This window comes from Hyphomonas sp. J20-32, from assembly GCF_055808555.1.
The window spans coordinates 3,001,343-3,025,745 of the sequence record NZ_CM147873.1 but is presented as its reverse complement, the minus strand read 5'-3'; the positions used below and the strand labels follow the sequence as shown (position 1 = coordinate 3,025,745).

Sequence of the window (24,403 nt, the reverse complement as noted above, 5' to 3'; positions counted from 1 at the left end):
TGCCCGCGTCCACTGGCGACGCAGGGGAAAGTCAGGCCTTGGGCAGGCCGGGCGTCCCGGCATGTTCCGGATGCGCGGCGACATAGGCGGCCTTGAGTTCGACGGAGCGGTTGTGCGCGCCGTCCGGGCTCCAGCCGGGGGCATTGATCGCGCGGCGAAACCAGCGGTCGGGGCGCAGGCCATCGCGCGCACAGTCGCGCAACAGGCCGCCCAGCTCGTGAAAGGCGATGATGAACGGATTGTAGCTGCCGACCGGCTTGACGATGCCATAGACCGGCTTGTCGTCGTCGCGTTCTGCCACAAATGTTCCGAACATCTTGTCCCAGGTGATGAACACGCCGGCATAATTGGTGTCGAGATAACGCGGGTTGGTGGCGTGGTGGACGCGGTGATGGCTGGGCGTGTTGAACACGGCTTCGAACCAGCCCGGCATCCGGTCGATCGCTTCGGTATGGATCCAGTACTGGTAGATCAGGTTCAGTCCGCCGACGAAGAAAATGACGTACGGATGAAAACCGATGAACACCATCGGCGTGCCGACCAGGATCAGGCCGGTGAACGGGCCGAACCAGGGCTGGCGCAGGGCCGTGGTGAGATTGTAGTGCGTGCTGGAATGGTGGGTGACATGTTCCATCCAGAACCAGCGCGCCCGGTGGGCAAACCGGTGCTTCCAGTAATAGGTAAAATCATACAGCACGAAACAGGCAACGACGCTCCACCACGTGAACGGTATGGTCGCCAGGCGATAGGGCCAGACGAGCATCATCATCCAGAGCGTGGCAAAGCCCGTCAGCGTGTTGACGACGACATTGCCGGTGCCCATGGCCAGCGAGGCGAGGGCATCCTTGGTCTCGTAGCGGCCCTTCACGCGGCCGGTTTTCACGGCCCACCATTCCCAGATGACCGACAGGATGAACAGTGGTGCAGCCAGCGTGGTCGGCTGGATTGTGGAAAGCCATTCAGGCATTAGCGGATACCCACGGCCTCGGTGCCGTCTTGCTTGTAGACGTGGCCGTCCTTCATGATGAACTCGACCTTCTCCAGGATAGAAATATCCTTGAGCGGATCACCGCTGACAGCCACCAAGTCGGCGGCGCAGCCAACATCGAGACAGCCGAGCAGGCCGGCCTTGCCGAGTGCTTCGGCTGCCGTTGTCGTGGCGGCCGTGATCGCCTGCATCGGCGTCATGCCGAACTCGACCATGCGCGAGAATTGTTTCGGATTGTCCCCGTGAGGATAGACGCCGGCGTCAGACCCGAAGACCATTTTCGCGCCCGCCTTGTTGGCGGCGGTGAAGCTGGCGCGCTGGATCTTCGAGATCGATTTCTCTTTCTCGATGGATTCCGGCAGCACACCGTTTTTCTCGCCTTCGGCCAGCGTGTATTCGGTATTGTAAATGTCCATCGAGAGATAGGCGCCCTTCTCCTTGGCGAGTTCAATCGTCTCATCGTCGAGAATGCTGGCATGCTCGATCGTGTCGACGCCGGCGAGCAGGGCATTGCGGATGCCGACCGTACCATGGGCATGGCTCGCGACCTTGAGGCCGCGCGCATGGGCTTCTTCGACAATTGCCGTCAGTTCCTCAAGCGTGCCCTGCGCCGCCCCGAGGCTGGTGCCCTTTGAGAAGACGCCACCGGTGGAGCATGTCTTGATCAGGTCGACGCCATACTTGATGTTCTGGCGCACCTTGGCGCGCATTTCCCACGGGCCGTTGGCAACGCCTTCGCCCTGCAAGTGGTATTCAGGCGGCAACAGGTTGATGTCAGAGCAATGGCCGCCAGTAATGCCGACGGGCGGGCCGGACACAAACAGGCGCGGGCCGGGTACGTCACCCTCATTGATCGCATCGCGCAGGGCGACGTCGCTATAGCTCTCGGCTCCGACATCGCGCACCGTCGTGAACCCGGACAGCAGCGTCAGCCGAGCATTCTTGACGCCAGTGATGGCCATGCGCTCGTCCGAAAGGCCGAGCAATTCATAGGCGCCAGTTTCCGCGTCGCCGGTGAGGTGTGTGTGCATGTCGATAAAGCCCGGCATCACGGTCTCGGTGCCCAGGTCGATAATGGTGGCGCCCTTCGGCACTTTCGTGGCGCGCTGGGCGCCCGAAGCGACAATTTTACCCCCATCCACGACGAGAGCGACGTCTTTCGTCACCGTTCCCTTGGCCGGATCGATCAGGCTGCCAGCCTTGACATAGACCGGGGCGGCGTTGGCGACGGCGCCTGCTGCCAGCATTGTGGCGCCGAGGAGGGCGAGACGGGAAAACTGCATGGGAACGGCCTTTTGAGGTGAGATTTGGCTGGACTATCAGGGCGAAATTGCCGGGCGGTCAAGCCGGGCACTGGTTTCCCTTGGGACGCGCTTGACCTCTGCTGCCGGGCAGGCAGTGTGGGCCCAGAGATGACCCTAGGGAGATACACGATGGCACAGCCAAAAAAGTTCGAGCAGATTATCCTGGATATCGAGGACGGCGTGGCCGTTCTCACGCTCAACCGGCCCGACAAGATGAATGCCTTTACCGGCAAGATGATGTACGAAATGATCGAGGCGTTCGACATTACCGATGCCGATGACAGCGTACGCGCGGTGATTGTCACGGGATCGGGCGACCGGGCCTTTTGCGCCGGGGCCGACCTGTCCGAAGGCGCCAAGACTTTCGACTACGACGCCCGCGCCGCCACAGGCGAGGAAGGCCGCTCGGCCGATGTCGACATCCAACGCGACGGCGGCGGGCGGGTGACTCTCCGCATCTTCGACAGTTTGAAACCCGTGATTGGCGCCATCAATGGCGCAGCCGTGGGGATCGGCGTCACCATGCAGCTGCCGATGGATATCCGTATCGCCTCAGACAATGCCCGCTTCGGTTTCGTGTTCAACCGCCGCGGCATCAACCCGGAAGCGGCTTCCAGCTGGTTCCTGCCGCGCCTTGTCGGCATCCAGCAGGCGCTGGCCTGGTGCTATTCCGGCCGGGTCTTCCCGGCGCAGGAAGCGCTCGATGGCGGCCTCGTCCTCTCGGTCCACCCACAGGCGGAACTGCTCGACGTCGCCAAGGCAATGGCCCGCGAGATTGCCGACAATACGGCCGCCGTCTCGACGACACTCACGCGCCAGATGATGTGGCGCATGCTGGGTGCCAGCCATCCGATGGAAGCGCATATCGTCAATTCCGCCGCCATCTATTCGCGCGGCAAGACGCCAGACGCCAAGGAAGGCGTGATGAGCTTCCTGGAGAAGCGCAAGCCGGTATACCCGGTGAAAGTCTCCGACGGCATGCCGAACTTCTTCCCGTGGTGGGAAGATCCGGAATTCACCTGGATCGGCGGCCAGGACTAAACCGCCATGACGCCAGAATTCCAGCTGATTGAGACAAATGGCATCCGGTTGCGCGTGGCCACAGCGGGCGACGGCCCGCTTGTCATCCTCGTGCACGGGTTTCCCGAAAGCTGGTATTCCTGGCGTCACCAGATCGCGGCGCTGTCGGCGGCAGGCTACCGCGTCGCGGCGCCGGATGTGCGTGGCTATGGCGGGTCCGACCGACCCGACGCCGTCGAAGCCTATGACATGGAAAGCATGACCGGCGACATTGCCGGTCTCGCCCATGCCCTGTCGCCGGGCGAAAAGGCTGTCGTGATCGGGCATGACTGGGGATCGCCCATCGCATGGAACACGGCCCGGCTGCACGCGGACACGTTCCGCGCTGTCGCGGGCCTGTCGGTGCCCTATATCCCGCCGAACGAAATCGTGTTCATCGACGCCGTGCGGGCCTTCTTCACCGACCGGGGCCTGTTCTTCTACCAGATCTATTTCCAGGACGAGGGGCCGCCCGAGGCCGAACTCGAGGCAGACCCGGCCGAGACGATCCGCAAGTTCTATTATGCCATCTCCGGCGATGCGCCCGATGGCACATGGCCGACCGACAAGAAGCATGGCGACACGCTGCTGCACCGCCTGCCGGAGCCGCCCATGCCGCTGCCGTGGCTGTCGGCCGAGGATGTCGCCTATTACGATTCCCAGTTTCGCCAGTCCGGCTTTCGCGGGCCGCTCAACCGCTACCGCAACTGGCACCGGGACCATGCCTTCCTGACCGGTCATGCCGCGCCCATGGCTATCGCCCAGCCTTCGCTCTATATCGGCGGCACACGGGACCTCGTCCTGAAAATGTCGCCCGGCGACATGCTGGCGGCGATGAAGGAAAACCTGTCTGACCTGCGCGGCGCGACCCTGCTCGAAGGCTGCGGGCACTGGACCCAGCAGGAGCGCCCCGACGAGGTCAACACGCTGCTGCTGGACTGGCTGGGCGGGCTTTAGGGACTGGCGCGGCGTGTGCCCTTACGGGCAGCCGATCGCGCGGGCGAGTATGTTCTTGTGCACCTCGCTGGTGCCGGAATAGATCGTCGCCGCACGCGTTGAGAAATACTTCGCCTGCGCGAAGGCGCTGTCTGGAGCCGCCTCCAGTCCGATTTCGGTAATCGCCTGATGCAGCTCTGTGGCGAGCAGTTTCATCAATGAGGTGGCCGGCGCCGGAGCGACAGCAACCATGCCCGCTGCAACACGCGCCTCAAGCGCCTCGAATTCATCAATTCGCCGCGCCATGCTGGCCAGCTTGGTACGCACGCCGGCCTCGATCATCCCCGCTTCGGCTGCGCCGCGCTGCGCCGCGCGCAGTGCCCGCCGGAGCAGGCCTGTGGTTGTATTGTTGGAGCGCGCGATTTCCATCAGCCGCTTGGCCGCCTTCCAGCCTTTTCCGATCTCGCCGATCCGGTCGGCCGCTGGCGTGCGGACATTGTCGAAGAAAACCTCATTGGTCTCGTATTCGCCATCGATGAAACGGATTGGCCGCACCGAGATGCCCGGCCGGTCCATCTCGACCAGCAGGAAGACCAGTCCGTCGCCGCCCCTGGAATCCGGTTCGCACCGCGCCAGCAGGAACATGTGGGTGGCGTACTGGGCAAAGCTCGTCCACAGCTTGCTGCCGCTCAGGACAAAGTCGTCGCCGTCGCGCGTCGCCCGCAGCGAGAGGGCGGACAGGTCCGATCCCGCCTGCGGTTCGGAAAAGCCCTGGCACCATTCATGCTCGCCGCCCAGGATGGCAGGCAGGTAATGCGCCTGCTGGTCAGGCGTGCCCTCGGCGATGATCAGCGGGCCGATCGTCCGGACGCCCGAGGACATCAGCAGCGGCGCATCGCGCGCGGCGCAGGCATTCTCGAAATAGAGGCGCTGCGCCGTGCTCCAGCCGGCCCCGCCATGCTCCGCCGGCCAGGACGGGGCGTACCAGCCACGCGCAAGCAGCGTCTCCCGCCATGCCCGGCAAGCGTCCGGCGCCGATTTCAGTCCGGTCGTTGCGCGGCCCGCTGCGCGCAGCTCTTCGGTCAGGGACGCGTCGAGGAAGGTATCCACGTCGGTCCGGAAGGCCGCATCGGCAAGCCCGTCGCCAGGGCCGCCAGCCTTGGCCTGCGCAAATTGAAAACTGCCGTCCATGTCGCGTTCCCTCTCTTCCGGGCGGGACGATGATTACCGCGCGGGTGGCGGCAAACCGCAATACGGGAAACTACCGAGCCCGGCTGCGCGGATTCGGCGGGTTGTGGAGCAGGCGAAGCGTGTGCCACATGCTGAGGTCACATTCAGGGCCCCGCGACCGCTTGTCGATTCGGGCGTCCCGATCAAAATTTGAGAAGGCTTGCTAATGTCAATCTGGCGACAAACGAACATAGACCTGGACGCGATCACGGCGGCCCAGAAAGGCACGATGGGGGGGCTTCTGGACATCGCGCTCGTTGCCATCGGCGACGACACGCTGACGGCGCGCATGCCGGTCGATCATCGCACGCTGCAGCCGCACGGGCGCCTGCATGGCGGCGCATCGGTCGTCCTGGCCGAGACGGTCGGCTCGGTTGCCGCCAACCTGGTGCTCGATTCAAGCGAAAGCGTCGGCGTCGGCCTCGAGATCAACGCCAATCATGTCCGGCCGGTGAAGGACGGTTTCGTCTATGCCACCGCCAAGGCCGAAGCGCTGGGCCGCACGACCCAGATATGGACCATCCGCATCACCGATGAGTCCGAACGCCTCGTCTGCCTGTCGCGTTTCACCGTCGCCGTCATCCCGGCGCAGCGGGCCCAGCCGAGCTAGCGGGCAGCCTACCAGAGGCCGTGCTTCTGCACTTCGGCACGGCCGACCACCATGTGGTGCACTTCGTCCGGGCCGTCGGCATAGCGCAGGTGGCGCATGTCGGCATACATGCTGGCCAGCGGGAACCATTGCGACATGCCCGCCGCGCCGTGCATCTGCATGGCCTGGTCGATGATCAGGCACACTTTCTCCGGCACCATGGCCTTCACCGCGCTGACATAGACCCGGGCTTCCTTGTTGCCGAGCACATCCATCGCCTTGGCGGCCTGCAACACGGCCAGCCGCATCGCGTTGATCTCGATCCGCGCGCGTGAAATCACCTCCAGGTTCTTGCCCAGCTTGGCAATCTTCTGGCCGAAGGCGGTGCGCGTGCCGGCGCGCTTGACCATCATCTCCAGCGCCAGTTCGGCCTTGCCGATGGAGCGCATGCAATGGTGGATGCGGCCCGGCCCCAGGCGCACCTGCGAGATTTCGAACCCGCGACCCTCGCCCAGCAGGATGTTGTCCTTCGGCACGCGGACATTGTCGAATTTCAGGTGCATGTGCCCGATCGGCGCGTGGTCTTCGCCCATCACTTCCATCGCGCCCAGTATCTTCACGCCCGGCGTGTCCATCGGCACCAGGATTTGCGATTGCTGCTTGCTGGTCGGCGCATCGGGGCTGGTTTTCACCATCACGATCATGATCTTGCAGCGCGGGTTGCCGGCGCCGGAAATGTAGAATTTCTCGCCATTGATCACCCACTCGTCGCCGTCCAGTACAGCCGTCGTGCTGATATTCTTGGCGTCCGACGAGGCGACGTTCGGTTCGGTCATCGCATAGGCCGAGCGGATCTCGCCGGCCAGCAGCGGCTTCAGCCACTGTTCCTTCTGCGCGGGCGTGCCCACGCGCTCCAGCACTTCCATATTGCCGGTGTCGGGTGCGTTGCAGTTCATGGTTTCAGAGCCATAGGGATGCTTGCCCAGCTCGGCGGCGATATAGGCATAGTCGAGATTGCTGAGCCCTTCGCCCGTCTCGGCGTCCGGCAGGAAGAAGTTCCACAGGCCGGCCTCGCGCGCCTTGGCCTTGGCCGCTTCCATCAGCTCCAGCTGGCGCGGATGCCACGACCAGCGGTCTTCCTTCTCCGCATTCAGCGCTTCGAACTCGTCGCGCCACGGGGCGACATTCTCTTCCAGGTGCTTCACCACGCGGGCCATCAGGGGCTTCGCCTTGTCCGACATGCTGAGTTCGAAGAGTTCGCTGTTGAGGTCCGTCATGGGTTTCCATCCTGGTGTTTCATTATCGCTGGCCTCACAATGCGGGCTTTTGCGGGGAGGGGCAATCCACCCGCCGGGCCCGTGACGCTGCGGCAATTCCCGGCGGCGTTGGACTTCTTCGGCCGGGCGGCCAATAGTTGCGGGCCTCGGCATGAGGCAGGACAGGAGCGGGCCATGGACCTGAAGGCGACAGAATACGAAATCCAAGACCGGATCGCGACGATCACGCTCAGCCGCCCCCACCGCGGCAATGCCTGGACCGGCCGCATGCATGCCGAATACCGCTACCTGCTGGCCAAGGCCGAGGCCGACCCGGCCGTCAGCCTGGTCCTCGTCACCGGCAGCGGCGAGCGCTTCTGCGTCGGCGGAGACTCGCAGGCCCTCGACGGCCATTCCAAGTCAGGCGCCTATGACGCCGGCACGCCGGCCGACCTCGTCACGCCGGGCGACAAATCCTTCGCGCCCTTTGCCGAAGACTTCGCCTATCATTTCGCCCTGTCCAAGCCGGTCATCGCCGCCATCAACGGCGCGGCGGCGGGCGCGGGCCTCGTGCTCGCCTGCTATGCCGATATCCGTTTCGCGGTGCCGGGGGCAAAGCTCACCACGGCGCACGGGCCCCTCAACCTGCCGGCCGAATACGGCCTGTCATGGCTGCTGCCGCGCCTCATCGGCGGCGCGCGCGCCATGGAACTGCTATTGTCCAGCCGCAAGTTCCTGACAGACGAGGCCCATGCCATCGGCCTCGTCCACCGCCTCGTCGCGCCGGATCAGCTGATCGCCGAAACGCGCGCCTATGCGCTGGACCTGGTCGCGCGGGTCTCCCCCGAAGCGCTGCGCCAGACCAAGCGCCAGACCTATCTCGACTTCCACCGCGATGTCGGCGCCTCGGTGCGCGACGCCAATGCCCTGATGAACGAAATGGTCAAACAGCCCGACTACAAGGAAGCCATCGCCGCCTTCCTCGGCAAGCGCCCGGCGGAATGGTCCGGGGGGTGAGCAGGTGGATCAGGGGGGGGCTTATAGTTGCTTCGGCGCCTCAGGCGCCCGGCGTTTCCATCGCGGCGAGCGCGTTCGTCTGACCGATATACTAGATGCTTTCGAGCGTCACGCCGTTCTCCCCCATCGGCCAAGGCACCATCTGTACGCGCAATGAGGGCTCAGGGCCAATGGCGATTTCGGGGATGATCTCTGGAACAACAGTTTCTACGCTTGTTGGCATCGTGATGAGCAATCGGTCTGTCACCAGATCGGGATCGGATCCTTTTTCATCTCATGCATGTCGCCGCCGCTGATCCGGTCCCAGAAGCGGCCACCGACGATTTGTTCGGCGTCATATGTCTTGACGAGATAGTCGTCCAGAGCGCCGTCGAGGTCCCGGTTCTCCATCTCGAAGGTCCACAGACGGTGGCGTCCATTGCGTGCCTCGATCAAGACGCTCTTGATGAAGGCATGGGGCACCGGTACATCAATGCCGAAGTCATGGTGCTCGCCGCCGATTGTCTCGATAACTTTTCCAAAATAGAAAACCGGGCAAGTAAGAACGTATGTCTCGAGAACATCCTCTTGCTCATCAAGGCGGCGGACGGCCATCTCTAGCTCCCGCCATTTCGCGCGATTGAACTCCGGCTTTTGCGGTGACATGTTCGATAGAAGAAAGGTCTCGGAATTCTGCAGGTCACGCAAGTTTTGGTTCGCGCTGCCAACGAGATGGCCTCGGTCATAGCCGCTGCCAACAAAGGCCTTAAGCCCGGCGCGAAATCGCTCTGGAATGCGGGTGTCGGCGCGGAAATTGTCCAGACGCTGCACTTCGTCGAGATTCATCAGGTGGCGTTCGCGATTAATGATTTCCAGCGTCCATTTGGCTTGCCGGAAGTACCAGGAATACCCAATCGTAAAGTAGCGTCCGGTCAGGATTTGGTCGCAGACAGGTGCGCCGTAACGCAATTCAGGTTGCATCTGAAAGGGATCGTTCATCTGTCACACTCCTACTTGCACTGAGCATTTACGCCTAGGGCGGATCGGCCAACGATCCGACAACCTATAGGCGAATTATCATAAACAATGAAATTTAGCTACAGGGAAGGTTGCGGGGGTAGTTCTGTGTGAACCCATTCAAGGGGGAACGGCCACGCCGCTGCGTCGGAAATTCAAGCGTGATGCGAGCCGAGCGGCCCTGCCTGTTGTTGATTGATGATGTCGGACGCGAATTGATCCGGATCAGACAGTGGGACGAATTTCAGCACTCGGGCGACATTCACTCGATATCTATTGGTTCAAGCTCTTCCGATTGCATTCCATCGCCGTCGGGTCCACATTGAATTTTGTGTGAGTTGTGCGGTGGTGCTGTATGATGGGACGGGTACTGGTGCATTGGCGCGAGCTCACTCGCTCCCTACTTAGCGTTTTCGGTGCGATATTCCTGATATTAGAATCCTACGAGGTGCTTGCTGACGGCAACATCAAGCTGCCGTTCGCTTTGTTATTGGTTGTCGGAGTATTGCCGGGGTTGGCATTCTTCTTCCTCGACGGGTACTGTTTCAGCGGCTTCCTTCGCCGCGAAGTAGTAATCCCGAATCCAGACAAGGGTACCAAGATCACGGTTAAGTTTGGTGACATGTTTAAAGAAAACGGTTGGAAAGCCATTGGCGTAAATGACTTCTTCGACAGCATAGTAGACGAAGACCTAGTGTCATCCCAGTCACTCCACGGATACGTGCTGAATACTTACTGGCAAGACAATGCAGACGACTGGAAAAAGCAAGTAAGCGCTTCCCTAAAGAGCAAACAGGGAATCCGTGAATCTAGATCAAAGGGCAATAAACTGAGATACCCGATTGGCACGACGGTTCGCGCTTGCACCGACGATCAAAAGTTCCTGTTTGTTGCACTTGGCAAGACTAACCCCGATGACAACTTAACGATCGCGAATGCGGAGATGCTCATTCGAGCGGTTCGCGGCATGGTCGCAGAAGCGAGAGCGGCGTGTTCGATGGAGCCGCTTGTAATACCGCTCATGGGTTCAGGGTTGACTCGGACGGGAATTAAAAACTCAGCACTTATCGACCTCATCATTACGGCTGTGTTGGAAGAAAGTCGCCACGGCAGGGTCACTGGCGAGATCGAGATCGTTCTGCCCGAAGACAAAGCGCGACATCTCAACCTAAAGAACCACCTAAGGAACTGGACCCATGGCAAATAGAACCGGCACCTATTTCGCTTTCGATGGATTGGGGCAAACCGACCCGACCAAGTCGGACTTCAGGTTTTATGCAACTGTACAGAGCTGGGACGCTTCGAATAGCATCGAGTTCAAGTTTGTGAACAGCCACGATAAGGCAAGCGCCGTTCGCGATGCCAGCACGCTGGAAACGCTCAAAGCAAGTATCCGCAAACGGCTGACAGCATCAAAAAATATGGTCGTAATAATTTCGCCAGATACCCGAAAAAGCGGGAGCCTATTATCTTGGGAAATCGAAATGGCTGTCGATCAGTACGAGTTGCCTTTGATCGTGGCCTACACTGGCTACTACTCGATCCTCAATCCAGCCGTGCTTTCGAACCTTTGGCCAACGTCGCTTCAGATGCGGATCAACAATAGCAGCGCACAAGCGATTCACATTCCGTTCAAGAAAGACGTGATGCTCAACGCGATCAACCGATTCACGGTCAATGGCGAAACGATTGGAAGCTCGCTGCAGTATTACTCGCGCGAATCTCACGTAAACTGGGGATACATACAATGATCCGGATTCAGCTCATTCGTTCAGCGTCAGGTCTATCCGCGAAACCGCCGTCGAACGGATTAAGTTGACGGTCCGCCATTGGTGACTTCCTCACATTGGAATTCGCTTCCGACAACGGCTGCTTTCGGGTGACTGCGGTAGCTATTTAGCATCTCAATCCGTGCCCCATCCGGGCTGACGATGATCGGTGAGATATGGTCGCCCTTGTCCGTAGGAAAACGCCCCCCCTTATCCCCACCCCTCCCAACCTGCCGTATACTGCGCCGCATGAACCGTGAGGCGATCATCGCGATTTTCCGTGCCGTGCCGGTCTTTCTGTGGCCGTTTGTCTGGCTGCAGCTGGTGGTGCTGTTTGGCTGGATGAACCGGCAGCAGCGCGGGGTCCTCATCCGGGTCTGTCATCGCTCGGGGCGTATCCGTGTGGCCTTCGTGGAAGATGGTCCGGTGGCGGCCGACCCCTGGCGGCGGGCGGCCCCGCGTGTGCCGGCCTGGCAGCGCGTTTCTGTGGCGGTTCCGGCCGGGCCGGGCCCCGGCGCGCGCGCTGTCTGGCATCCGGGGCTGTCCGGGGTTTTTCCGGGCAGTCTTCGGGCAGTATCCGTGTGCGGCCTGCCCGTCGCCGGGGTCGATACGTCCTAGGGGCCGCGCCCCCTGCCTCTAAAACCTGCATGCGTGCCGGAGGCCCGGGAGGGGCCTGCGGCCGCCGGTGCAGGCCTAGTCTTCCTCGCGCTCGATGCCGGCGCGGTCGAGGTTGCCAAAGCGGGTGATATTGGCGTCGAAGGCGAGGTCGACCTTGCCGATGGGGCCGTGGCGCTGCTTGCCGATGATGACTTCGGCAATGCCGTAGATCTGGTCCATCCGGGCGCGCCACTGGGTCCATTTCTCGTTCGAGGACGGATCGTTCGGGTCGGCGCCGGGCTCTGACCGGGCGAGGTAGTATTCCTCGCGGTAGACAAACATGACGACGTCGGCATCCTGCTCGATCGAGCCGGATTCGCGCAGGTCGGAGAGTTGCGGGCGCTTGTCGTCGCGCTGTTCGACCGCGCGGCTGAGCTGGGACAGCGCCAGGATCGGCACGTTCAGGTCCTTGGCCAGCGCCTTGAGGGCGGTGGTGATCTGGGTCACTTCCTGCACGCGGTTGGCGTTGGAATTGCCATTGGTCACGGTGATCAGCTGCAGGTAGTCGATGACGATCATGTCGAGCCCGACCGAGCGCTGCAGGCGCCGGGCGCGGGCGGCCAGCTGGCTGATCGAGATGCCGCCGGTATCGTCGATATAGAGCGGCAGGTTCTGCAGCTCTTCGGTGGCTTCGCGCAGGCGCTCGAAGTCGGCCTTGTCGAGATCGCCCTGGCGGATGCGGTGGGTGGTAATGCCGGTCCGCTCGGCGAGGATACGCGTGGCCAGCTGTTCGTTCGACATTTCGAGCGAGAAGAAGCCGACAATGCCGCCCTCGACGGTCTTTTTCGAGCCGTCATCCTGCACCTCGGCCCGGTAGGCGGCGGCGGCATTGTAGGCAATGTTGGTGGCCAGCGAGGTCTTCCCCATTGACGGGCGCCCGGCAAGGATGAGCAGGTCAGACCGGTGGAAGCCGCCCAGCTTGTCGTCGAGGTCGCGCAGGGCGGTCGGGATGCCGGCAATCTTGCCTTCGCGCTTGAACGCCGCTTCGGCCGCTTTCAGCGACTCGACCAGCGCCTCGGAAAAGCTGGTAAAGCCCCGCCCGGTGGCGCCGCGCTCGGCCAGGTCGAACAGCTGGCGCTCGGCCAGCTCGATCTGGCGTTCGCCGGTCTCGTCCGGGCCTGGCGTCAGGGCGCGGCCCTTCAGCTCGCCGCTGATATCGACCAGCGCCCGGCGCATCGCCAGGTCGCGGATCATGTGGGCATAGTCGGACACTTCCGGCCCGAAGGCGGCGCTGTCGAGCAATTGTTCCAGGTAGCGCGCGCCGCCGATCTCGGTCAGCTGCTCGGCCTTCTCGAAATGCTCGCGCAGGGTCACGCCGTCTGCGACCCGGCCCTGCTGGATCATTGTCGCGGCGACGTCATACAGCTCCTGGTGCGCGGGCGCGTAGAAGTCTGACGGGCGCAGGATATCGGCCACACGCTGGTAGGCATTATTGTCGAACAGGATCGCGCCCAGAACGGCTGCCTCGGCCGATAGGTTGTTCGGGGCGATGATATTCGGTTCGGGGGAGTGATCGTCGAGAGGCATTGGTTAATTCTAGCCCACCTTGGGCGCGATGGCTGCACACATCTGGCAGCGTTCTGCCTTTGGCCTGAAGCGAGTCACAAAAAAAGCCGCAGCCTGTGGAAAGCTGCGGCTTCTTGTTGGGGTTTCGCCTGAGCGACGGAGGACTATTCCTCGTCCGAACCGCCGATCATGTCGGAAAGTTCGGCCGCAGCCTCTTTCAGTTCGCTGGCCTGTTCGTTGGCGAAGGCAGCGTTGGCTTCCTGCAGGGCGGCGACAATGTCCTCACCCTTGGCCTGACGCTCGGCTTCTTCCGTCGAACGGGCCACGTTGGCCTGCACGCTGACGGTCACTTCCGCATGGAGGCGGATGGAGACGTCATAGAGTCCGATCGCCTTGATCGGCTTGTCGAGGCGAACGCCGCTGACCGGCACCTTGAATCCGGCGTCGGAAGCTGCTTGGGCGATGTCACGCGCGGTGACCGAACCGAAGAGCTGGCCGGTGTCGCCAGCCTGGCGGATCATCGTGAAGGCCTGGCCTTCAAGCTTTTCAGCGTCGGTCTGGGCGGCAGCACGCGCCGTGGCGTTGCGCTGTTCGATGACTTCACGCTCGGCTTCGAACCGCGCACGGTTCTTGTCGTTTGCGAGAAGGGCCTTGCCCTGCGGGATGAGGAAGTTGCGTGCGAAGCCGTTTTTCACGGAGACTTCGTCTCCGATCTTTCCAAGGCGCTCGACGCGTTCGAGAAGGATCACTTGCATGTCGGTGTCTCCTACTTCACTTCAAACGGAAGCAGGGCCAGCATGCGGGCGCGTTTGATCGCCTGGGCAAGCTTGCGCTGGTTCTTGAGGTTTACGGCCGTGATGCGGCTGGGCACGATTTTCCCTTTTTCAGAGATGTAGCGCTGCAGCAGTTTCACGTCCTTGTAGTCGATTTCCTGAGCGTGCTGGCCGGTAAACGGGTCGACCTTGCGGCGACGACCGAACGGGCGACGGGCAGGAATGTTCGTGATGTTCAGTTTCTGAGCCATGTGTCCTGTCCTCTCTAGTCGCGACGGCGTTCTTTGCGCGACAGGACAGCCGAAGGCTCGTCACTGTGCGACTCGACGCGGATTGTCATGTAACGCATCACGTCGTCGGAAATGCGCAGGCGGCGTTCCAGTTCGTGGATCGCGTCGGCAGGGCCGTCAATGTTCAGGAGCGAATAGTGCGCCTTGCGCTGCTTCTTGATCGGATAGGCAAGGTTGCGCAGGCCCCAATATTCGGTGCGGCCGACAGTTGCGCCTTTTTCCTTGAGGAAGCCGGACAGTTCTTCGACAAATGTGTCGACCTGTGCCGGCGAAATGTCAGGTCGTGTGATCACGACGTGCTCATATAGTGCCATGTTTTTATTCCCAAAAATGAGGCATGCGGCGCTAGGCAGCGGGAAACTGACTGGCGATGGCCCCTCTTCGTCCGGCTCATTCCGGGCTAATGAGGACCGCATCCCTGCGTGTGAAGGCGCGTCTTAAGCCTATATTGGCGCGGATTTCAAGCGCTTGCACACATTGGCGAGCCCCAGTAGGCACGACAAAAATCTGGAGGAAATCTCGATGACAGGACTGGCGTTCATATTCCCGGGGCAAGGCAGCCAGGAAATCGGTATGGGCAAAGCGCTCGCGGATGCCTTCCCGGCCGCAAAATCCGTGTTCGCGGAGGTCGATGAAGCGCTGGGCCAGAACCTGTCGAAACTGATGTGGGACGGCGACATTGCCGAACTGACACTGACGGCGAACACGCAGCCCGCGCTGATGGCTCATAGTGTGGCTGCGATGCGAGCGCTGGAAGCAGGTTTCGGCCTGTCGGCAGCTGACGCCCTGTTTGTGGCCGGCCATTCCCTCGGCGAATATTCCGCGCTGGCTTCTGCCGGGGCGATCAGCCTGGCAGATACAGCCCGCCTGCTGCGCATTCGGGGCAATGCCATGCAGGGTGCAGTGGCGGCGGGCGAAGGCGCCATGGCGGCGCTTCTCGGCGCTGATGTCGCCCAGGCGGAAGCGGCGTGTGAAGCCGGCCGGGCAATCGGTGGTGTGTGCGAAATCGCCAATGACAACGCGCCGGGCCAGCTGGTCCTGTCGGGTTCCAAGGCCGCGATTGACGCCGCTTGCGAGCATGCCAAGGCGAATGGGGTCAAGAAGGCGATGGCGCTGAATGTGTCTGCGCCCTTCCATTGCTCGCTGATGCAGCCAGCCGCCGACGCCATGGCCGAAGCACTTGCCGGTGTGATGATCAACGCGCCTGTCGTGCCCATCGTGGCGAATATTTCGGCGTCTGCAACCAGCGACCCGGACACGATCCGCCAGAACCTGGTCGATCAGGTAACAGGCCGGGTGCGCTGGACCGAGAGCGTGCAGTTCATGGTCGGCAAGGGCGTGACGACCACCGCCGAGGCGGGCGCCGGAAAGGTTCTGACTGTCATGCAGCGACGTATCGAGAAATCACTGAACGGCTTCACGCTCGGGACACCCGAAGATCTTGAAGCCTTCGCAGCCTTTATAAAGGGAGAAGCCCATGTTTGATCTCACCGGCCGGACGGCCCTGGTTACCGGCGCATCGGGCGGCATCGGCCGTGCGATTGCCACAGCACTGTCGGAAGCGGGCGCGAAAGTCGCGCTGTCGGGCACGCGCGAGAACGTTCTTGAAGAGGTGGCAGGCACGCTGAAGGGCGAGAGTGCCGTCGTGACCTGCAACCTGTCTGATGCGGATGCCGTGGACGGCCTTGTGAGCCGTGCAGAAGCAGCTGTTGGTCCGCTCGACATCCTTGTTGCCAATGCAGGCATCACACGCGACAAGCTGCTGATCCAGATGAAGGACGACGACTGGAACGATGTGCTGCAGGTCAATCTTGGCAGCTATTTCCGTCTCACCAAGAGCGTCGTTCGGGGCATGATGAAGCGCCGCTATGGCCGCATTATCGGCATCACGTCGATCGTGGGTGTGACGGGAAATCCGGGCCAGACCAATTATTGTGCGTCGAAGGCCGGGATGATCGGTTTCACCAAATCCATCGCCCAGGAAGTCGCCAGCCGGGGCATTACCGCCAATACGATTGCTCCCGGCTTTATCGAATCGCCGATGACGGACGGGCTGCCGGACGCCCAGAAAGAGGCACTTCTCGGGGGCATTCCGGCTGGCCGACTGGGGCAGGGTGGAGACATCGCTGCAGCAGCGGTGTACCTTGCATCCAGCGAAGCCTCTTATGTTACGGGGCAAACGCTGCATGTGAATGGCGGTATGGCAATGATCTGATTTCGCTACTGTCACTGTTGCTACTAGGGCTTGGCGCTTTCGCCAAGTGTGTGCTAGGCGCAACACAATGGTTCAGAAGTGAACCGGTTTTCGGACATATCTAGAGAGGTGTTCATGTCTGACGTTCTTGAGCGTGTTAAAAAAATCGTAGTCGATAATCTCGACGTGGATGCCGACAAGGTTGTTGAGAGCGCAAGCTTCATCGACGATCTCGGCGCAGACTCGCTGGACCTGGTCGAACTGGTCATGGCCTTCGAAGAAGAATTCAACATCGAAATCCCAGACGATGTGCAGGAATCGATCCGGTCCGTCGGTGACGCGGTGACTCACATCAAAGCCCACGTCTAAAACAGGGCTGTAACTGCATGTCTGACCGCCGCGTTGTTATAACGGGTATCGGGATTGTCTCTCCGCTCGCTTTCGGGCGCGAGGCAACCTGGGAACGCCTGATTGCTGGAAAATCCGGAGCGGGACGCATCGACGTCTTCGACCCGGAGGATATGCCGTGCAAGATCGCGTTCCAGGTGCCGTGGACCAACGGACGCGGCGGTGGGGCAGGCGATCCTCATGCGTTTGATCCGGACAAGTTTGTCTCCTCCAAGGAGCTGCGCCGGATCGACGAATTCATCCTCTATGCCATTGCGGCATCGGAAGAGGCCGTTGAGGATGCCAACTGGCGTCCCGAAGATGACGAGAGCCGCGAGCGCACTGGCGTGATGATCGGCTCCGGCATTGGTGGCCTGGAATCGATCTACAATACGGCCGTTACCCTGCACGAGCATGGCCCGCGCAAGGTGAGCCCGTTCTTCATCCCGTCCGCCCTGATCAACCTTGCTTCCGGGCAAGTCTCGATCAAGCATGGCTTCAAGGGCCCGAACCATGCCGTCGTGACGGCGTGTGCCACGGGTGCACATGCGATCGGCGACTCCGCGCGCCTCATCAAGTATGGCGATGCCGACGTGATGCTCGCTGGCGGTTCCGAAGCAGTGATCGGCCGCATCGCCATTGCCGGTTTCTGCGCGGCGAAGGCCATGTCTACAAGTTTCAACGATACGCCCGAGAAGGCCTCGCGTCCCTATGACAAGGACCGCGACGGGTTCGTCATGGGTGACGGCGCAGCCGTGCTGGTGCTCGAAGAGTACGAGCACGCCAAGGCGCGCGGCGCGAAAATCTATGCTGAAGTCTCGGGCTATGGCCTGACGGGTGATGCCTATCATATCACCGCACCGGCTGAAGGCGCCGAAGGCGGCTACCGCGCCATGAAAATGGCACTGAAACATTCCGGAATTGATCCGACCGAAGTCGATTATATCAACGCCCACGGCACGTCGACGCCGAAGGGCGATGAAGGCGAGGCGGGAGCAGTCGAGCGGGCCTATGGCGATCATGCCAAGAACCTGTCGATGTCGTCGACCAAGTCGGCTGTCGGCCACCTTCTGGGAGCTGCCGGTGCCATCGAGACCGCGTTCTGTGCGCTGGCTATCCGCGACCAGGTCATGCCGCCGACGCTGAACCTCGACAATCCGAGTTTCGAGACGCCGATTGATCTCATTCCCCACAAGGCCAAGAAGGGCCGCGTGCGCGCTGCCATGTCGAACAGTTTCGGCTTTGGCGGCACCAATGCATCTCTGGTGATCCGGGAAGTGAAATAGGCCACTATCGCCGGGCAGGGGCGGGCATGTAAGCTGGCATTGCCGGGATTCGTGTGAGGCGTTCCATGAAGTTCATCAAAGGCTTGTTGTCGCTTGTTGTAGCGATTGTGATTCTCGCGGGCGCCGTGGCCGGTGCGGGCTGGATGTGGCTCGAGAACGAAGTGGCCAAGGATGGCCCATTGCCCGCTGAAGCACTTGTTGTTGTCGCGCCCGGCGAGGGCATGCTGAGCGTCGCAGCGCGGCTTGAGAAAGACGGGGTCATTCGGTCGGCCTGGCTGATGCGTCTCAAGGCCCGAATCGATGGTACGGAGACGGGGCTGAAAACGGGCGAATTCGCTATCGAACCGCAGGCCAGCCTGGGTGAGGTTCTGGATATCCTGGTCGAAGGCAAGGCTGTGATGCACAAGATCACGCTGCCGGAAGGGCGCACGACGGCGCAATTGCTGCGTTTCATCGAGGCTGACCCGGTCCTGGTCGGTCCCATGCCGGAACTGCCGGTTGCCGAGGGCAGCCTCCTGCCGGACACGTATCTCTATCATCGCGGAATGACCCGGGCGAAGCTGATCGCCCAGATGGCCAAGGCGCAGGATGACCTGATGAAGGACCTGTGGCCCAAGCGACAGAAAGGCCTGCCATTGGCCAACCAGTATGAGGCGGTGATCCTCGCCTCCGTGGTCGAGAAGGAAACCGGCAATGCGGAGGAGCGGCCAGAGGTGGCGGCCCTGTTCACGACGCGCCTGAAGCGCGGCATGCGGCTGGAAAGCGACCCGACCATCATCTACGGCGTCTCGCAGGGCGAACCGCTCTACAACAAGGCCGGCAACCGGCGCACGCTGTATCGCTCCGAAATCGACCGGAAGACGGACTGGAACACGTACCAGATCGATGGCCTGCCCAAGACGCCGATCTGCAATCCGGGGCGAGATGCAATTGCCGCGGTGCTAAACCCACCCGAAACAGAGTACGTATTCTTCGTGGCTGACGGCAAAGGGGGGCATCTCTTCGCCAAGACGCTGGCCGAGCACAATCGCAATGTGGCGGCCTACCGGAAATATGAGCGCGAAGAGATTGCGCGGGAGAGGGCTGAGGAATGAGTGAATTGTCCGGCATGACCGGCTTTGCCCGCGTCGCGGGTGAAGCGGCATGGGGAAGCTGGGCCTGGGAGGCCAAGAGCGTCAACGGGCGCAGCCTGGATGTGCGCGTGAATACGCCGCCGGGCTTCGATGCGCTGGAACGGTCGGTAAAAGCCGCGGCCTCGAAACTGTTCAGCCGGGGCTCGCTGCAGGTCTCCCTGCGCATCGACATGAGCACGGGCGACGAGACGGTGACCGTGAATGAGGGCCTGCTGGCGGCGCTGACCGATGCGGCGCAGGCGATCCACGGCGCTGGCCTGTCGGGCGAAGCGATCGCCACGCTGATGACGCTCAAGGGCGTGGTCGAGACCGGCGGCAGTTCGCTGCGGGAACTGGCGCAGGACGCGGCCGTGACCGGTCTCCTGTCCAAGGCGGTCGCAACGGCGCTGGAGGAGCTCGCCGTTGCGCGCAAGCTTGAAGGCGAGTCCCTGACTGGCATTATGACCGGCCTTGTCGGCGAGATGGAGAGCTTTGCCGCCGCGGCTGCAAAACTGGCCGAGGCCCAACCCGGCCTGCTGAAGGCGCGGCTGCAAAAACAGCTGGACGAACTCGACACGGAAGGCCGGGTGGATGCAGACCGGGCCGCCGTGGAAATCGCGCTCAGCGCGGCGAAGGCGGATGTCCGCGAGGAACTCGACCGGCTGGCGGCGCACTTTTCCGGCGCGCGAGATCTTCTCGCCGGTGGCTCTCCGGCGGGCCGGAAACTGGATTTCCTGGCGCAGGAACTCAACCGTGAAGCCAATACGCTCTGCTCGAAATCTGTCAGCCTCGATTTGACGAATGCGGGACTCGGCCTCAAAGGGGTGATTGACCAGTTCAAGGAGCAGGCCGCGAATGTCGAATGAGCAAATGGGAAAGCGCAGGGGGCTGATGCTCGTCCTGTCGAGCCCGTCGGGCGCAGGCAAGACGACTCTGTCGCACAAGCTGTTGGACGAGTTCGACGACGTGAACCTGTCGGTGTCTGCGACGACGCGCGCGCCACGGCCGAACGAAGTCGATGGCCAGCACTATCATTTCAAGTCGGTTGACGATTTCAAGAAGATGATTGCGAACCGCGAGTTCCTGGAATGGGCGCATGTGTTCGACAGGTATTACGGCACCCCGCGCGCCGACACGGTGGCGAAGCTAGAGAGCGGCGAGGACATATTGTTCGACGTCGACTGGCAGGGCGCCGATGCCCTGCATGACGAGATGCCGAATGACGTCGTTTCCGTCTTCATCCTGCCACCGAGCATCGAAGAGCTTGAGGCTCGCCTGGCCGCGCGCCTTGGCTCCACGCCAGAAGACGTGGCGCGGCGGATGGTGGATGCGCGCCGTGAAATCATGCACTGGCGGCGCTACGATTATGCGATCATCAATGACAGTCTCGAAGAGGCATACCAGCGCCTGCGCCGGATCCTGCTGGTCGAGCGCCTGAAACGGCTGCGCCAGCTGGACCTTGACGACCATGTCCGGCTTCTCCTCGGAGAATCCTGATGCCGACCAACCATAACAATGTTTTGCAAGTCTTCCCCGAATAGGCACACGCATGACAAATGACAATGAACCGCAGACGGACGGACCCGTGCCCGAGTCGCCCGCTTCGCCGCCGCGCCCAAAGGCCAAGGCCGTGTGGCTGCTCTGGCTGTTGCCGTTTGCCTTTCTCATCACCGTCGCCTGGTACGTGATCCGCGGCGGGATGGACCGCTCGGGCACGTTCGAGGAAGTCACCGATATCGTCATCGAGCCGTTTGACGGGAAGTAGGGCCTGCTCCCTTCTTCCTTGGGACAGGGGTCCGGGATGAGGGACAATGGCATCGCTGCAGGTGCCGATGCTTACTGAAAATTCGGTGGCCCCTCACCCCTGCTCCTCTCCCCGAAGGGAGAGGGGGGAAGGCAGCGCCCTATTTCGCCAAGCTCGCCGCCAGGCGGCGGAAGTCATCCTGCGATAGCGTTTCCGCGCGCGCTGTCGGGTCGATGCCGACGCTTTCGAGCCAGTCGGCGGCTTTCATGCCGCGCTTCTTGGCCAGCGGTTTGAGGGCGGCACGGAGCATCTTGCGGCGCTGGCCGAAGGCGGCGCCGGTGACCTGTTCGAGGAGGTCGATATGTTCGAAACGCTGGCCTGCGGGCAAGGGCTCGAGCACAGCGACGGCGCTGTCGACCTTGGGCGGCGGGCGGAACGCGCCGGGCGGCAGGGTGAAGGCGATGTGGGGCCGTGTGGCCGACTGGGCGAGGACGGCGAGGCGGCCATAATGGGATGTGTTCGGCGCAGCGCAGATGCGCTCGGCGACTTCCTTCTGGAACATCAGCGCCATCTCGCCGCGCCAGTCACCCGCCTTGAGCCAGCCGACGAGCAGCGGCGTGCCGACATTGTAGGGCAGGTTGGCGACGATCATGGCAGGCTCGGTTGCGCCCGCCTCGATGACCAGTTTCTCGAAATTGACCTTGCGGGCGTCCTTCTGGAGGACGATGAGGCGGCCGTCTTTGGCTTCGGGCCAGAGAAGCAGCGCTTCGGCGAAGCGAGGGTCAGCTTCAACCGCGATGACTTTGGCGGCGCCCTCGTCGAGCAGGGCGCGGGTGAGACCGCCGGGGCCGGGACCGACCTCGATGACGACGCGGCCCTTGACCGGACCGGCGGCGGTGGCGGCGCGGTGGAGGATGCTGGGATCGAACAGGAAATGCTGGCCGAGCGCCTTGCGGGCCGGGGCGTCTGTGAGGTCAGGGCGGTTCGGGTCGGTCATGTTGTCTGGCTTCTGGCGTGGGCCATGGCGGCAGCGAGGCGCAAGGCCGCGATGAGGCTGTCGGGGCGCGTCGTGCCTGCTGCGGCGGCGTCATAGGCCGTGCCATGGTCGGGACTGGTGCGGACGACGGGCAGGCCGAGCGTGACATTCACGCCGCCCCAGAAGTCCAGTGTCTTGACCGGGATCAGGCCCTGGTCGTGGGTCATGGCGATCACCGCATCGAACCGGCCGGACAGAGCTTCGGCGAAGACGGTGTCGCCGGGGCGGGCGTCCGAGATGTCGATGCCGGACAGGCGCAGGGCATGGGCGGCGGGGTTGATGATTTTCAGTTCCTCGTCGCCAATCGTGCCGTCTTCGCCCGCATGCGGGTTCAGGCCGGAAAAGGCGAGGCGCGGCGCGGGAATGCCGAAATCCTGCTGCATGGCCTGCGCCACGATATGGCCGAGCGCGACAAGGCCGGAGACGGTCAATGCCTTGCCGACCTGCATCAGCGGCATGTGGATGGTTGCGAGTGCGACGCGCAGGCCGCCACCGACCAGCATCATCACCGGGCGCGGAGGCTGGGCATTCGGCTCGGCGCAGAGATGGGCAACATATTCGGTATGGCCCGGATAGGCGAAGCCGGCGCCATAGAGCAGGGCCTTGTTGATCGGGTTGGTGACGAGGCCGCCGGCAAGGCCGTCGAGGGCGTGGCCCGTGGCCATCGCGATGGAGCGGATGATGGCCGGGGCGGCGTCCGGATTGGGATCGCCGGGGCGGATTTCCGGCACGTCGGTGAGGGCGAGAACCGGGAGGGCATCGGCAAACACGGCGACGGCTTCATCCGGCGAGGCGATCTCGCGGACGGGCACATTTGCAGCATAGAGGTGCGGCGCGCCGATGACATAGAAGGCGGGGTCTGTTTCAGCGCGAAGCCGACGCCACGCCTCTGCCGTGATGGCAGGGCCGCACCCGGCAGGGTCGCCCATGGTCAGGGCTAGGGGCAGGACAGGTTCTTGGCTCACGCGCGGAGGTGTGGTTGCAAAAGACCGCCTGCGCAAGCCCTATCGGTAGATGATCGTGGCGTCGCGGCGGAGGTTGCGCAGCTCGCGTTCGGAAATCATGCCGAGCTCGCGGTTCTTCAGGCTGCCCTTGAGGTCGTCGCGCGAGGGCAGGGCCTCAGCGCCGTCCTGACGGCCGCAGACATACATGACGGCCAGGCCGCCAGACGCGGCAAAGATGTCGGTCGCCTGACCGACTTCGGTGGCCATGACGAGATCGCGGCCTTCCGGACCCAGTTCGTCGACATTGATCTCGTCGAGGTCAGCCGACCGCAAATTGGTCTTTGAGTTGGCGATGCTCTGCACGTCGTCGCACGTCTTGATCTTGTCCATGGCGGCCTTGAGGTCGGCCTCAGAGCCGTCGGACACATACAGGCGCTTGAGGTTGACCTTGGTCACGGCCTGGCTCGGCTCGCGCTTGTTGGCGACGAGGAGGATGTAGACGCCGGTCTCCACTTCGACCGGTTCGAGCAGTCCGGGCCCCGCGGCGGATGCCACGGCCTCGGCCAGTTGCGGTGCGAGATCTTCCGGCGAAATCCAGCCCATGTCGCCGCCTGTCGCGGCGGTGGGGGCGGACGAGATGCGCTGGGCGGCCACGCGGAAGTCGGCGCCCTGCTTCAATTGTTCAATCACGGCCGTGGCGGCGGTCATGGCCTGGGCGCGGGACGTATCATCGGGCGCGTAGAGGAAGATTTCGGACACACGATACTGGGTCTTTTTCGACGCCGACCGCATGCGCTCCATCTGGTCGTCAACCTGGTTGTCTGACACCCGGATGCGCGACCCGTAGAGGCCGCTCATCACACGGTTCCAGGCGATTTCGGCGCGCATCTGCTCTTCGAGGCTGGCGGGATTGACCCCGGCCTCCAGCAGCTGGGCCTTGAGCTGGTCTCCGGTGGTGCCGCCCTGGCGCGCCATGTCCTCGACGGCGCCGGCGATTTCGCGGGGATCGATCTCCATGTCGAATTCAGATGCTTTCTCGAGCTGGAGGCTCTCATCGATGAGCTGTTCCAGCGCCTGGCCGGTGATCTGCTGGATCTGTTCGGTGGTCGGCTGCTGGCCGCCGACGCTGAGCAGGAGGAGGCGGGCACGCTGGCGGACGTCCGAAAAGGAGATCGGCTTGTCGTTGACGACGGCGGCGACGCCCTCAAGTGGCAGACGGGCGGATTCCGTCGCGTCCTGGGCCATGGCCGCGCCTGTAGCGGACATTGCGAACAGGGAAGCAGCAACAAGTAACTGACGGATCATGTATCTTCTCCACTGAGTACCCCGC

General features: G+C 62.5%; 28 protein-coding genes. 15 read left to right on the top strand and 13 right to left on the bottom strand.

From position 1 onward, the window contains the following. Nucleotides 1-31: 31 nt before the first annotated feature. Together AC0L7I_RS14635 and AC0L7I_RS14630 are read right to left on the bottom strand one after the other, a co-directional pair. Nucleotides 32-967: a sterol desaturase family protein gene (locus AC0L7I_RS14635; protein WP_473397164.1), complete on the bottom strand. Its 936-nt coding sequence runs from the start codon at nucleotides 965-967 to the stop codon at nucleotides 32-34. Further along, nucleotides 967-2,271: a Xaa-Pro dipeptidase gene (locus AC0L7I_RS14630; RefSeq protein WP_473397163.1), complete on the bottom strand. Its 1,305-nt coding sequence runs from the start codon at nucleotides 2,269-2,271 to the stop codon at nucleotides 967-969. The genes AC0L7I_RS14635 and AC0L7I_RS14630 overlap by 1 nt, the downstream gene beginning before the upstream one ends. Nucleotides 2,272-2,421: 150 nt before the next feature. On the opposite strand from AC0L7I_RS14630, the gene AC0L7I_RS14625 reads away from it, so the two are divergent. Next, nucleotides 2,422-3,333 (top strand): crotonase/enoyl-CoA hydratase family protein, encoded by a 912-nt coding sequence (locus tag AC0L7I_RS14625; RefSeq protein WP_473397162.1) that lies wholly within the window; start codon nucleotides 2,422-2,424, stop codon nucleotides 3,331-3,333. Between the two features lie 6 nt (nucleotides 3,334-3,339). Continuing rightward, nucleotides 3,340-4,308: an alpha/beta fold hydrolase gene (locus tag AC0L7I_RS14620; RefSeq protein WP_473397161.1), complete on the top strand. Its 969-nt coding sequence runs from the start codon at nucleotides 3,340-3,342 to the stop codon at nucleotides 4,306-4,308. 21 nt (nucleotides 4,309-4,329) lie between these two features. Here the strand turns inward: AC0L7I_RS14620 and AC0L7I_RS14615 are convergent, their stop codons facing one another. Further along, nucleotides 4,330-5,478, bottom strand: a complete 1,149-nt coding sequence (locus tag AC0L7I_RS14615; RefSeq protein WP_473397160.1) for an acyl-CoA dehydrogenase family protein — start codon at nucleotides 5,476-5,478, stop codon at nucleotides 4,330-4,332. A gap of 205 nt (nucleotides 5,479-5,683) precedes the next feature. Here AC0L7I_RS14615 and AC0L7I_RS14610 point away from each other — a divergent pair, with 205 nt between their 5' ends. Then, nucleotides 5,684-6,127 carry a hotdog fold thioesterase gene (locus AC0L7I_RS14610; RefSeq protein ID WP_473397159.1) on the top strand — a complete coding sequence of 148 codons (444 nt, stop codon included), beginning with the start codon at nucleotides 5,684-5,686 and terminating at the stop codon, nucleotides 6,125-6,127. An 8-nt stretch (nucleotides 6,128-6,135) separates the two neighbouring features. Here AC0L7I_RS14610 and AC0L7I_RS14605 read toward each other — a convergent pair whose 3' ends face one another. Beyond that, nucleotides 6,136-7,383 carry an acyl-CoA dehydrogenase family protein gene (locus AC0L7I_RS14605; protein ID WP_473397158.1) on the bottom strand — a complete coding sequence of 416 codons (1,248 nt, stop codon included), beginning with the start codon at nucleotides 7,381-7,383 and terminating at the stop codon, nucleotides 6,136-6,138. Between the two features lie 174 nt (nucleotides 7,384-7,557). Between AC0L7I_RS14605 and AC0L7I_RS14600 the strand changes: the two genes are divergently transcribed. Beyond that, nucleotides 7,558-8,379 (top strand): enoyl-CoA hydratase-related protein, encoded by an 822-nt coding sequence (locus tag AC0L7I_RS14600; protein ID WP_473397157.1) that lies wholly within the window; start codon nucleotides 7,558-7,560, stop codon nucleotides 8,377-8,379. A 91-nt stretch (nucleotides 8,380-8,470) separates the two neighbouring features. Here the strand turns inward: AC0L7I_RS14600 and AC0L7I_RS14595 are convergent, their stop codons facing one another. Both AC0L7I_RS14595 and AC0L7I_RS14590 read right to left on the bottom strand, forming a co-directional pair. Next, nucleotides 8,471-8,602, bottom strand: coding sequence for a hypothetical protein (locus tag AC0L7I_RS14595; RefSeq protein ID WP_473397156.1), 132 nt, complete (start codon nucleotides 8,600-8,602; stop codon nucleotides 8,471-8,473). 20 nt (nucleotides 8,603-8,622) lie between these two features. Beyond that, nucleotides 8,623-9,357: a DNA/RNA non-specific endonuclease gene (locus AC0L7I_RS14590; RefSeq protein ID WP_473397155.1), complete on the bottom strand. Its 735-nt coding sequence runs from the start codon at nucleotides 9,355-9,357 to the stop codon at nucleotides 8,623-8,625. Nucleotides 9,358-9,730: 373 nt separating this feature from the next. Between AC0L7I_RS14590 and AC0L7I_RS14585 the strand changes: the two genes are divergently transcribed. The 3 genes from AC0L7I_RS14585 to AC0L7I_RS14575 all read left to right on the top strand — a co-directional run bounded on the left by AC0L7I_RS14585 (nucleotide 9,731) and on the right by AC0L7I_RS14575 (nucleotide 11,762). Then, nucleotides 9,731-10,582, top strand: a complete 852-nt coding sequence (locus AC0L7I_RS14585; RefSeq protein WP_473397154.1) for a macro domain-containing protein — start codon at nucleotides 9,731-9,733, stop codon at nucleotides 10,580-10,582. Beyond that, nucleotides 10,572-11,126, top strand: a complete 555-nt coding sequence (locus AC0L7I_RS14580) for a TIR domain-containing protein (protein WP_473397153.1) — start codon at nucleotides 10,572-10,574, stop codon at nucleotides 11,124-11,126. Before AC0L7I_RS14585 ends, AC0L7I_RS14580 begins: the two co-directional genes overlap by 11 nt. A gap of 267 nt (nucleotides 11,127-11,393) precedes the next feature. Further along, nucleotides 11,394-11,762, top strand: a complete 369-nt coding sequence (locus tag AC0L7I_RS14575; protein WP_473397152.1) for a hypothetical protein — start codon at nucleotides 11,394-11,396, stop codon at nucleotides 11,760-11,762. A 75-nt stretch (nucleotides 11,763-11,837) separates the two neighbouring features. Here AC0L7I_RS14575 and AC0L7I_RS14570 read toward each other — a convergent pair whose 3' ends face one another. From AC0L7I_RS14570 to rpsF, 4 genes are all read right to left on the bottom strand, one after another. After that, nucleotides 11,838-13,328: a replicative DNA helicase gene (locus AC0L7I_RS14570; protein WP_473397151.1), complete on the bottom strand. Its 1,491-nt coding sequence runs from the start codon at nucleotides 13,326-13,328 to the stop codon at nucleotides 11,838-11,840. Nucleotides 13,329-13,471: 143 nt separating this feature from the next. Next, nucleotides 13,472-14,062, bottom strand: a complete 591-nt coding sequence (gene rplI / locus AC0L7I_RS14565; protein WP_473397150.1) for a 50S ribosomal protein L9 — start codon at nucleotides 14,060-14,062, stop codon at nucleotides 13,472-13,474. Nucleotides 14,063-14,073: 11 nt separating this feature from the next. Continuing rightward, the gene (gene rpsR, locus AC0L7I_RS14560; RefSeq protein ID WP_335595431.1) at nucleotides 14,074-14,331 is read right to left on the bottom strand and encodes a 30S ribosomal protein S18; all 258 of its coding nucleotides are present in this window, start codon (nucleotides 14,329-14,331) and stop codon (nucleotides 14,074-14,076) included. A gap of 14 nt (nucleotides 14,332-14,345) precedes the next feature. Next, entirely contained in the window at nucleotides 14,346-14,684 is a 339-nt protein-coding gene (gene rpsF, locus AC0L7I_RS14555) for a 30S ribosomal protein S6 (protein ID WP_473397149.1), read from the bottom strand. A gap of 208 nt (nucleotides 14,685-14,892) precedes the next feature. On the opposite strand from rpsF, the gene fabD reads away from it, so the two are divergent. The 8 genes from fabD (at nucleotide 14,893) to AC0L7I_RS14515 (ending at nucleotide 21,114) form a co-directional block, all read left to right on the top strand. Further along, a complete protein-coding gene (fabD, locus tag AC0L7I_RS14550; RefSeq protein ID WP_473397148.1) occupies nucleotides 14,893-15,855 on the top strand; it encodes an ACP S-malonyltransferase in 963 nt (320 codons plus the stop codon). Next, entirely contained in the window at nucleotides 15,848-16,585 is a 738-nt protein-coding gene (gene fabG / locus AC0L7I_RS14545; RefSeq protein ID WP_473397147.1) for a 3-oxoacyl-[acyl-carrier-protein] reductase, read from the top strand. Before fabD ends, fabG begins: the two co-directional genes overlap by 8 nt. A 114-nt stretch (nucleotides 16,586-16,699) precedes the next feature. Beyond that, nucleotides 16,700-16,933 carry an acyl carrier protein gene (locus AC0L7I_RS14540; RefSeq protein ID WP_045698220.1) on the top strand — a complete coding sequence of 78 codons (234 nt, stop codon included), beginning with the start codon at nucleotides 16,700-16,702 and terminating at the stop codon, nucleotides 16,931-16,933. A 17-nt stretch (nucleotides 16,934-16,950) separates the two neighbouring features. Continuing rightward, on the top strand, nucleotides 16,951-18,237 hold the full coding sequence (gene fabF / locus AC0L7I_RS14535) for a beta-ketoacyl-ACP synthase II (protein ID WP_473397146.1): 1,287 nt from the start codon (nucleotides 16,951-16,953) through the stop codon (nucleotides 18,235-18,237). Between the two features lie 65 nt (nucleotides 18,238-18,302). Continuing rightward, a complete protein-coding gene (gene mltG, locus AC0L7I_RS14530) occupies nucleotides 18,303-19,331 on the top strand; it encodes an endolytic transglycosylase MltG (RefSeq protein ID WP_473397145.1) in 1,029 nt (342 codons plus the stop codon). Further along, nucleotides 19,328-20,215, top strand: coding sequence for a YicC/YloC family endoribonuclease (locus tag AC0L7I_RS14525; protein ID WP_473397144.1), 888 nt, complete (start codon nucleotides 19,328-19,330; stop codon nucleotides 20,213-20,215). The genes mltG and AC0L7I_RS14525 overlap by 4 nt, the downstream gene beginning before the upstream one ends. Then, nucleotides 20,205-20,846 carry a guanylate kinase gene (gene gmk / locus AC0L7I_RS14520; protein WP_473397143.1) on the top strand — a complete coding sequence of 214 codons (642 nt, stop codon included), beginning with the start codon at nucleotides 20,205-20,207 and terminating at the stop codon, nucleotides 20,844-20,846. The genes AC0L7I_RS14525 and gmk overlap by 11 nt, the downstream gene beginning before the upstream one ends. Before the next feature lie 52 nt (nucleotides 20,847-20,898). Continuing rightward, nucleotides 20,899-21,114, top strand: coding sequence for a hypothetical protein (locus AC0L7I_RS14515; RefSeq protein WP_473397142.1), 216 nt, complete (start codon nucleotides 20,899-20,901; stop codon nucleotides 21,112-21,114). Nucleotides 21,115-21,253: 139 nt separating this feature from the next. Here AC0L7I_RS14515 and rsmA read toward each other — a convergent pair whose 3' ends face one another. From rsmA to AC0L7I_RS14500, 3 genes are all read right to left on the bottom strand, one after another. Next, nucleotides 21,254-22,090, bottom strand: coding sequence for a 16S rRNA (adenine(1518)-N(6)/adenine(1519)-N(6))-dimethyltransferase RsmA (gene rsmA, locus AC0L7I_RS14510; protein WP_473397141.1), 837 nt, complete (start codon nucleotides 22,088-22,090; stop codon nucleotides 21,254-21,256). Further along, nucleotides 22,087-23,058, bottom strand: coding sequence for a 4-hydroxythreonine-4-phosphate dehydrogenase PdxA (gene pdxA / locus AC0L7I_RS14505; RefSeq protein WP_473399162.1), 972 nt, complete (start codon nucleotides 23,056-23,058; stop codon nucleotides 22,087-22,089). The genes rsmA and pdxA overlap by 4 nt, the downstream gene beginning before the upstream one ends. 75 nt (nucleotides 23,059-23,133) lie before the next feature. Beyond that, entirely contained in the window at nucleotides 23,134-24,378 is a 1,245-nt protein-coding gene (locus AC0L7I_RS14500; protein ID WP_473397140.1) for a peptidylprolyl isomerase, read from the bottom strand. Between the last annotated feature and the right edge of the window lie 25 nt (nucleotides 24,379-24,403).

Excerpts from the sequence above, each read along its gene's own strand:
- AC0L7I_RS14525 (WP_473397144.1), top strand. The coding sequence starts at position 19,328 with ATGAGTGAATTGTCCGGCATGACCGGCTTTGCCCGCGTCGCGGGTGAA.
- AC0L7I_RS14595 (WP_473397156.1), bottom strand. The coding sequence starts at position 8,602 with ATGCCAACAAGCGTAGAAACTGTTGTTCCAGAGATCATCCCCGAAATC.
- AC0L7I_RS14600 (WP_473397157.1), top strand. The coding sequence starts at position 7,558 with ATGGACCTGAAGGCGACAGAATACGAAATCCAAGACCGGATCGCGACG.
- fabG (WP_473397147.1), top strand. The coding sequence starts at position 15,848 with ATGTTTGATCTCACCGGCCGGACGGCCCTGGTTACCGGCGCATCGGGC.
- AC0L7I_RS14515 (WP_473397142.1), top strand. The coding sequence starts at position 20,899 with ATGACAAATGACAATGAACCGCAGACGGACGGACCCGTGCCCGAGTCG.
- AC0L7I_RS14615 (WP_473397160.1), bottom strand. The coding sequence starts at position 5,478 with ATGGACGGCAGTTTTCAATTTGCGCAGGCCAAGGCTGGCGGCCCTGGC.
- fabF (WP_473397146.1), top strand. The coding sequence starts at position 16,951 with ATGTCTGACCGCCGCGTTGTTATAACGGGTATCGGGATTGTCTCTCCG.
- AC0L7I_RS14575 (WP_473397152.1), top strand. The coding sequence starts at position 11,394 with ATGAACCGTGAGGCGATCATCGCGATTTTCCGTGCCGTGCCGGTCTTT.
- AC0L7I_RS14630 (WP_473397163.1), bottom strand. The coding sequence starts at position 2,271 with ATGCAGTTTTCCCGTCTCGCCCTCCTCGGCGCCACAATGCTGGCAGCA.
- AC0L7I_RS14625 (WP_473397162.1), top strand. The coding sequence starts at position 2,422 with ATGGCACAGCCAAAAAAGTTCGAGCAGATTATCCTGGATATCGAGGAC.
- mltG (WP_473397145.1), top strand. The coding sequence starts at position 18,303 with ATGAAGTTCATCAAAGGCTTGTTGTCGCTTGTTGTAGCGATTGTGATT.
- rplI (WP_473397150.1), bottom strand. The coding sequence starts at position 14,062 with ATGCAAGTGATCCTTCTCGAACGCGTCGAGCGCCTTGGAAAGATCGGA.
- rpsF (WP_473397149.1), bottom strand. The coding sequence starts at position 14,684 with ATGGCACTATATGAGCACGTCGTGATCACACGACCTGACATTTCGCCG.
- AC0L7I_RS14620 (WP_473397161.1), top strand. The coding sequence starts at position 3,340 with ATGACGCCAGAATTCCAGCTGATTGAGACAAATGGCATCCGGTTGCGC.
- AC0L7I_RS14635 (WP_473397164.1), bottom strand. The coding sequence starts at position 967 with ATGCCTGAATGGCTTTCCACAATCCAGCCGACCACGCTGGCTGCACCA.
- AC0L7I_RS14585 (WP_473397154.1), top strand. The coding sequence starts at position 9,731 with ATGATGGGACGGGTACTGGTGCATTGGCGCGAGCTCACTCGCTCCCTA.
- AC0L7I_RS14590 (WP_473397155.1), bottom strand. The coding sequence starts at position 9,357 with ATGAACGATCCCTTTCAGATGCAACCTGAATTGCGTTACGGCGCACCT.
- AC0L7I_RS14540 (WP_045698220.1), top strand. The coding sequence starts at position 16,700 with ATGTCTGACGTTCTTGAGCGTGTTAAAAAAATCGTAGTCGATAATCTC.
- AC0L7I_RS14605 (WP_473397158.1), bottom strand. The coding sequence starts at position 7,383 with ATGACGGACCTCAACAGCGAACTCTTCGAACTCAGCATGTCGGACAAG.
- pdxA (WP_473399162.1), bottom strand. The coding sequence starts at position 23,058 with ATGGGCGACCCTGCCGGGTGCGGCCCTGCCATCACGGCAGAGGCGTGG.
- rpsR (WP_335595431.1), bottom strand. The coding sequence starts at position 14,331 with ATGGCTCAGAAACTGAACATCACGAACATTCCTGCCCGTCGCCCGTTC.
- AC0L7I_RS14610 (WP_473397159.1), top strand. The coding sequence starts at position 5,684 with ATGTCAATCTGGCGACAAACGAACATAGACCTGGACGCGATCACGGCG.
- AC0L7I_RS14570 (WP_473397151.1), bottom strand. The coding sequence starts at position 13,328 with ATGCCTCTCGACGATCACTCCCCCGAACCGAATATCATCGCCCCGAAC.
- AC0L7I_RS14500 (WP_473397140.1), bottom strand. The coding sequence starts at position 24,378 with ATGATCCGTCAGTTACTTGTTGCTGCTTCCCTGTTCGCAATGTCCGCT.
- gmk (WP_473397143.1), top strand. The coding sequence starts at position 20,205 with ATGTCGAATGAGCAAATGGGAAAGCGCAGGGGGCTGATGCTCGTCCTG.
- AC0L7I_RS14580 (WP_473397153.1), top strand. The coding sequence starts at position 10,572 with ATGGCAAATAGAACCGGCACCTATTTCGCTTTCGATGGATTGGGGCAA.
- fabD (WP_473397148.1), top strand. The coding sequence starts at position 14,893 with ATGACAGGACTGGCGTTCATATTCCCGGGGCAAGGCAGCCAGGAAATC.
- rsmA (WP_473397141.1), bottom strand. The coding sequence starts at position 22,090 with ATGACCGACCCGAACCGCCCTGACCTCACAGACGCCCCGGCCCGCAAG.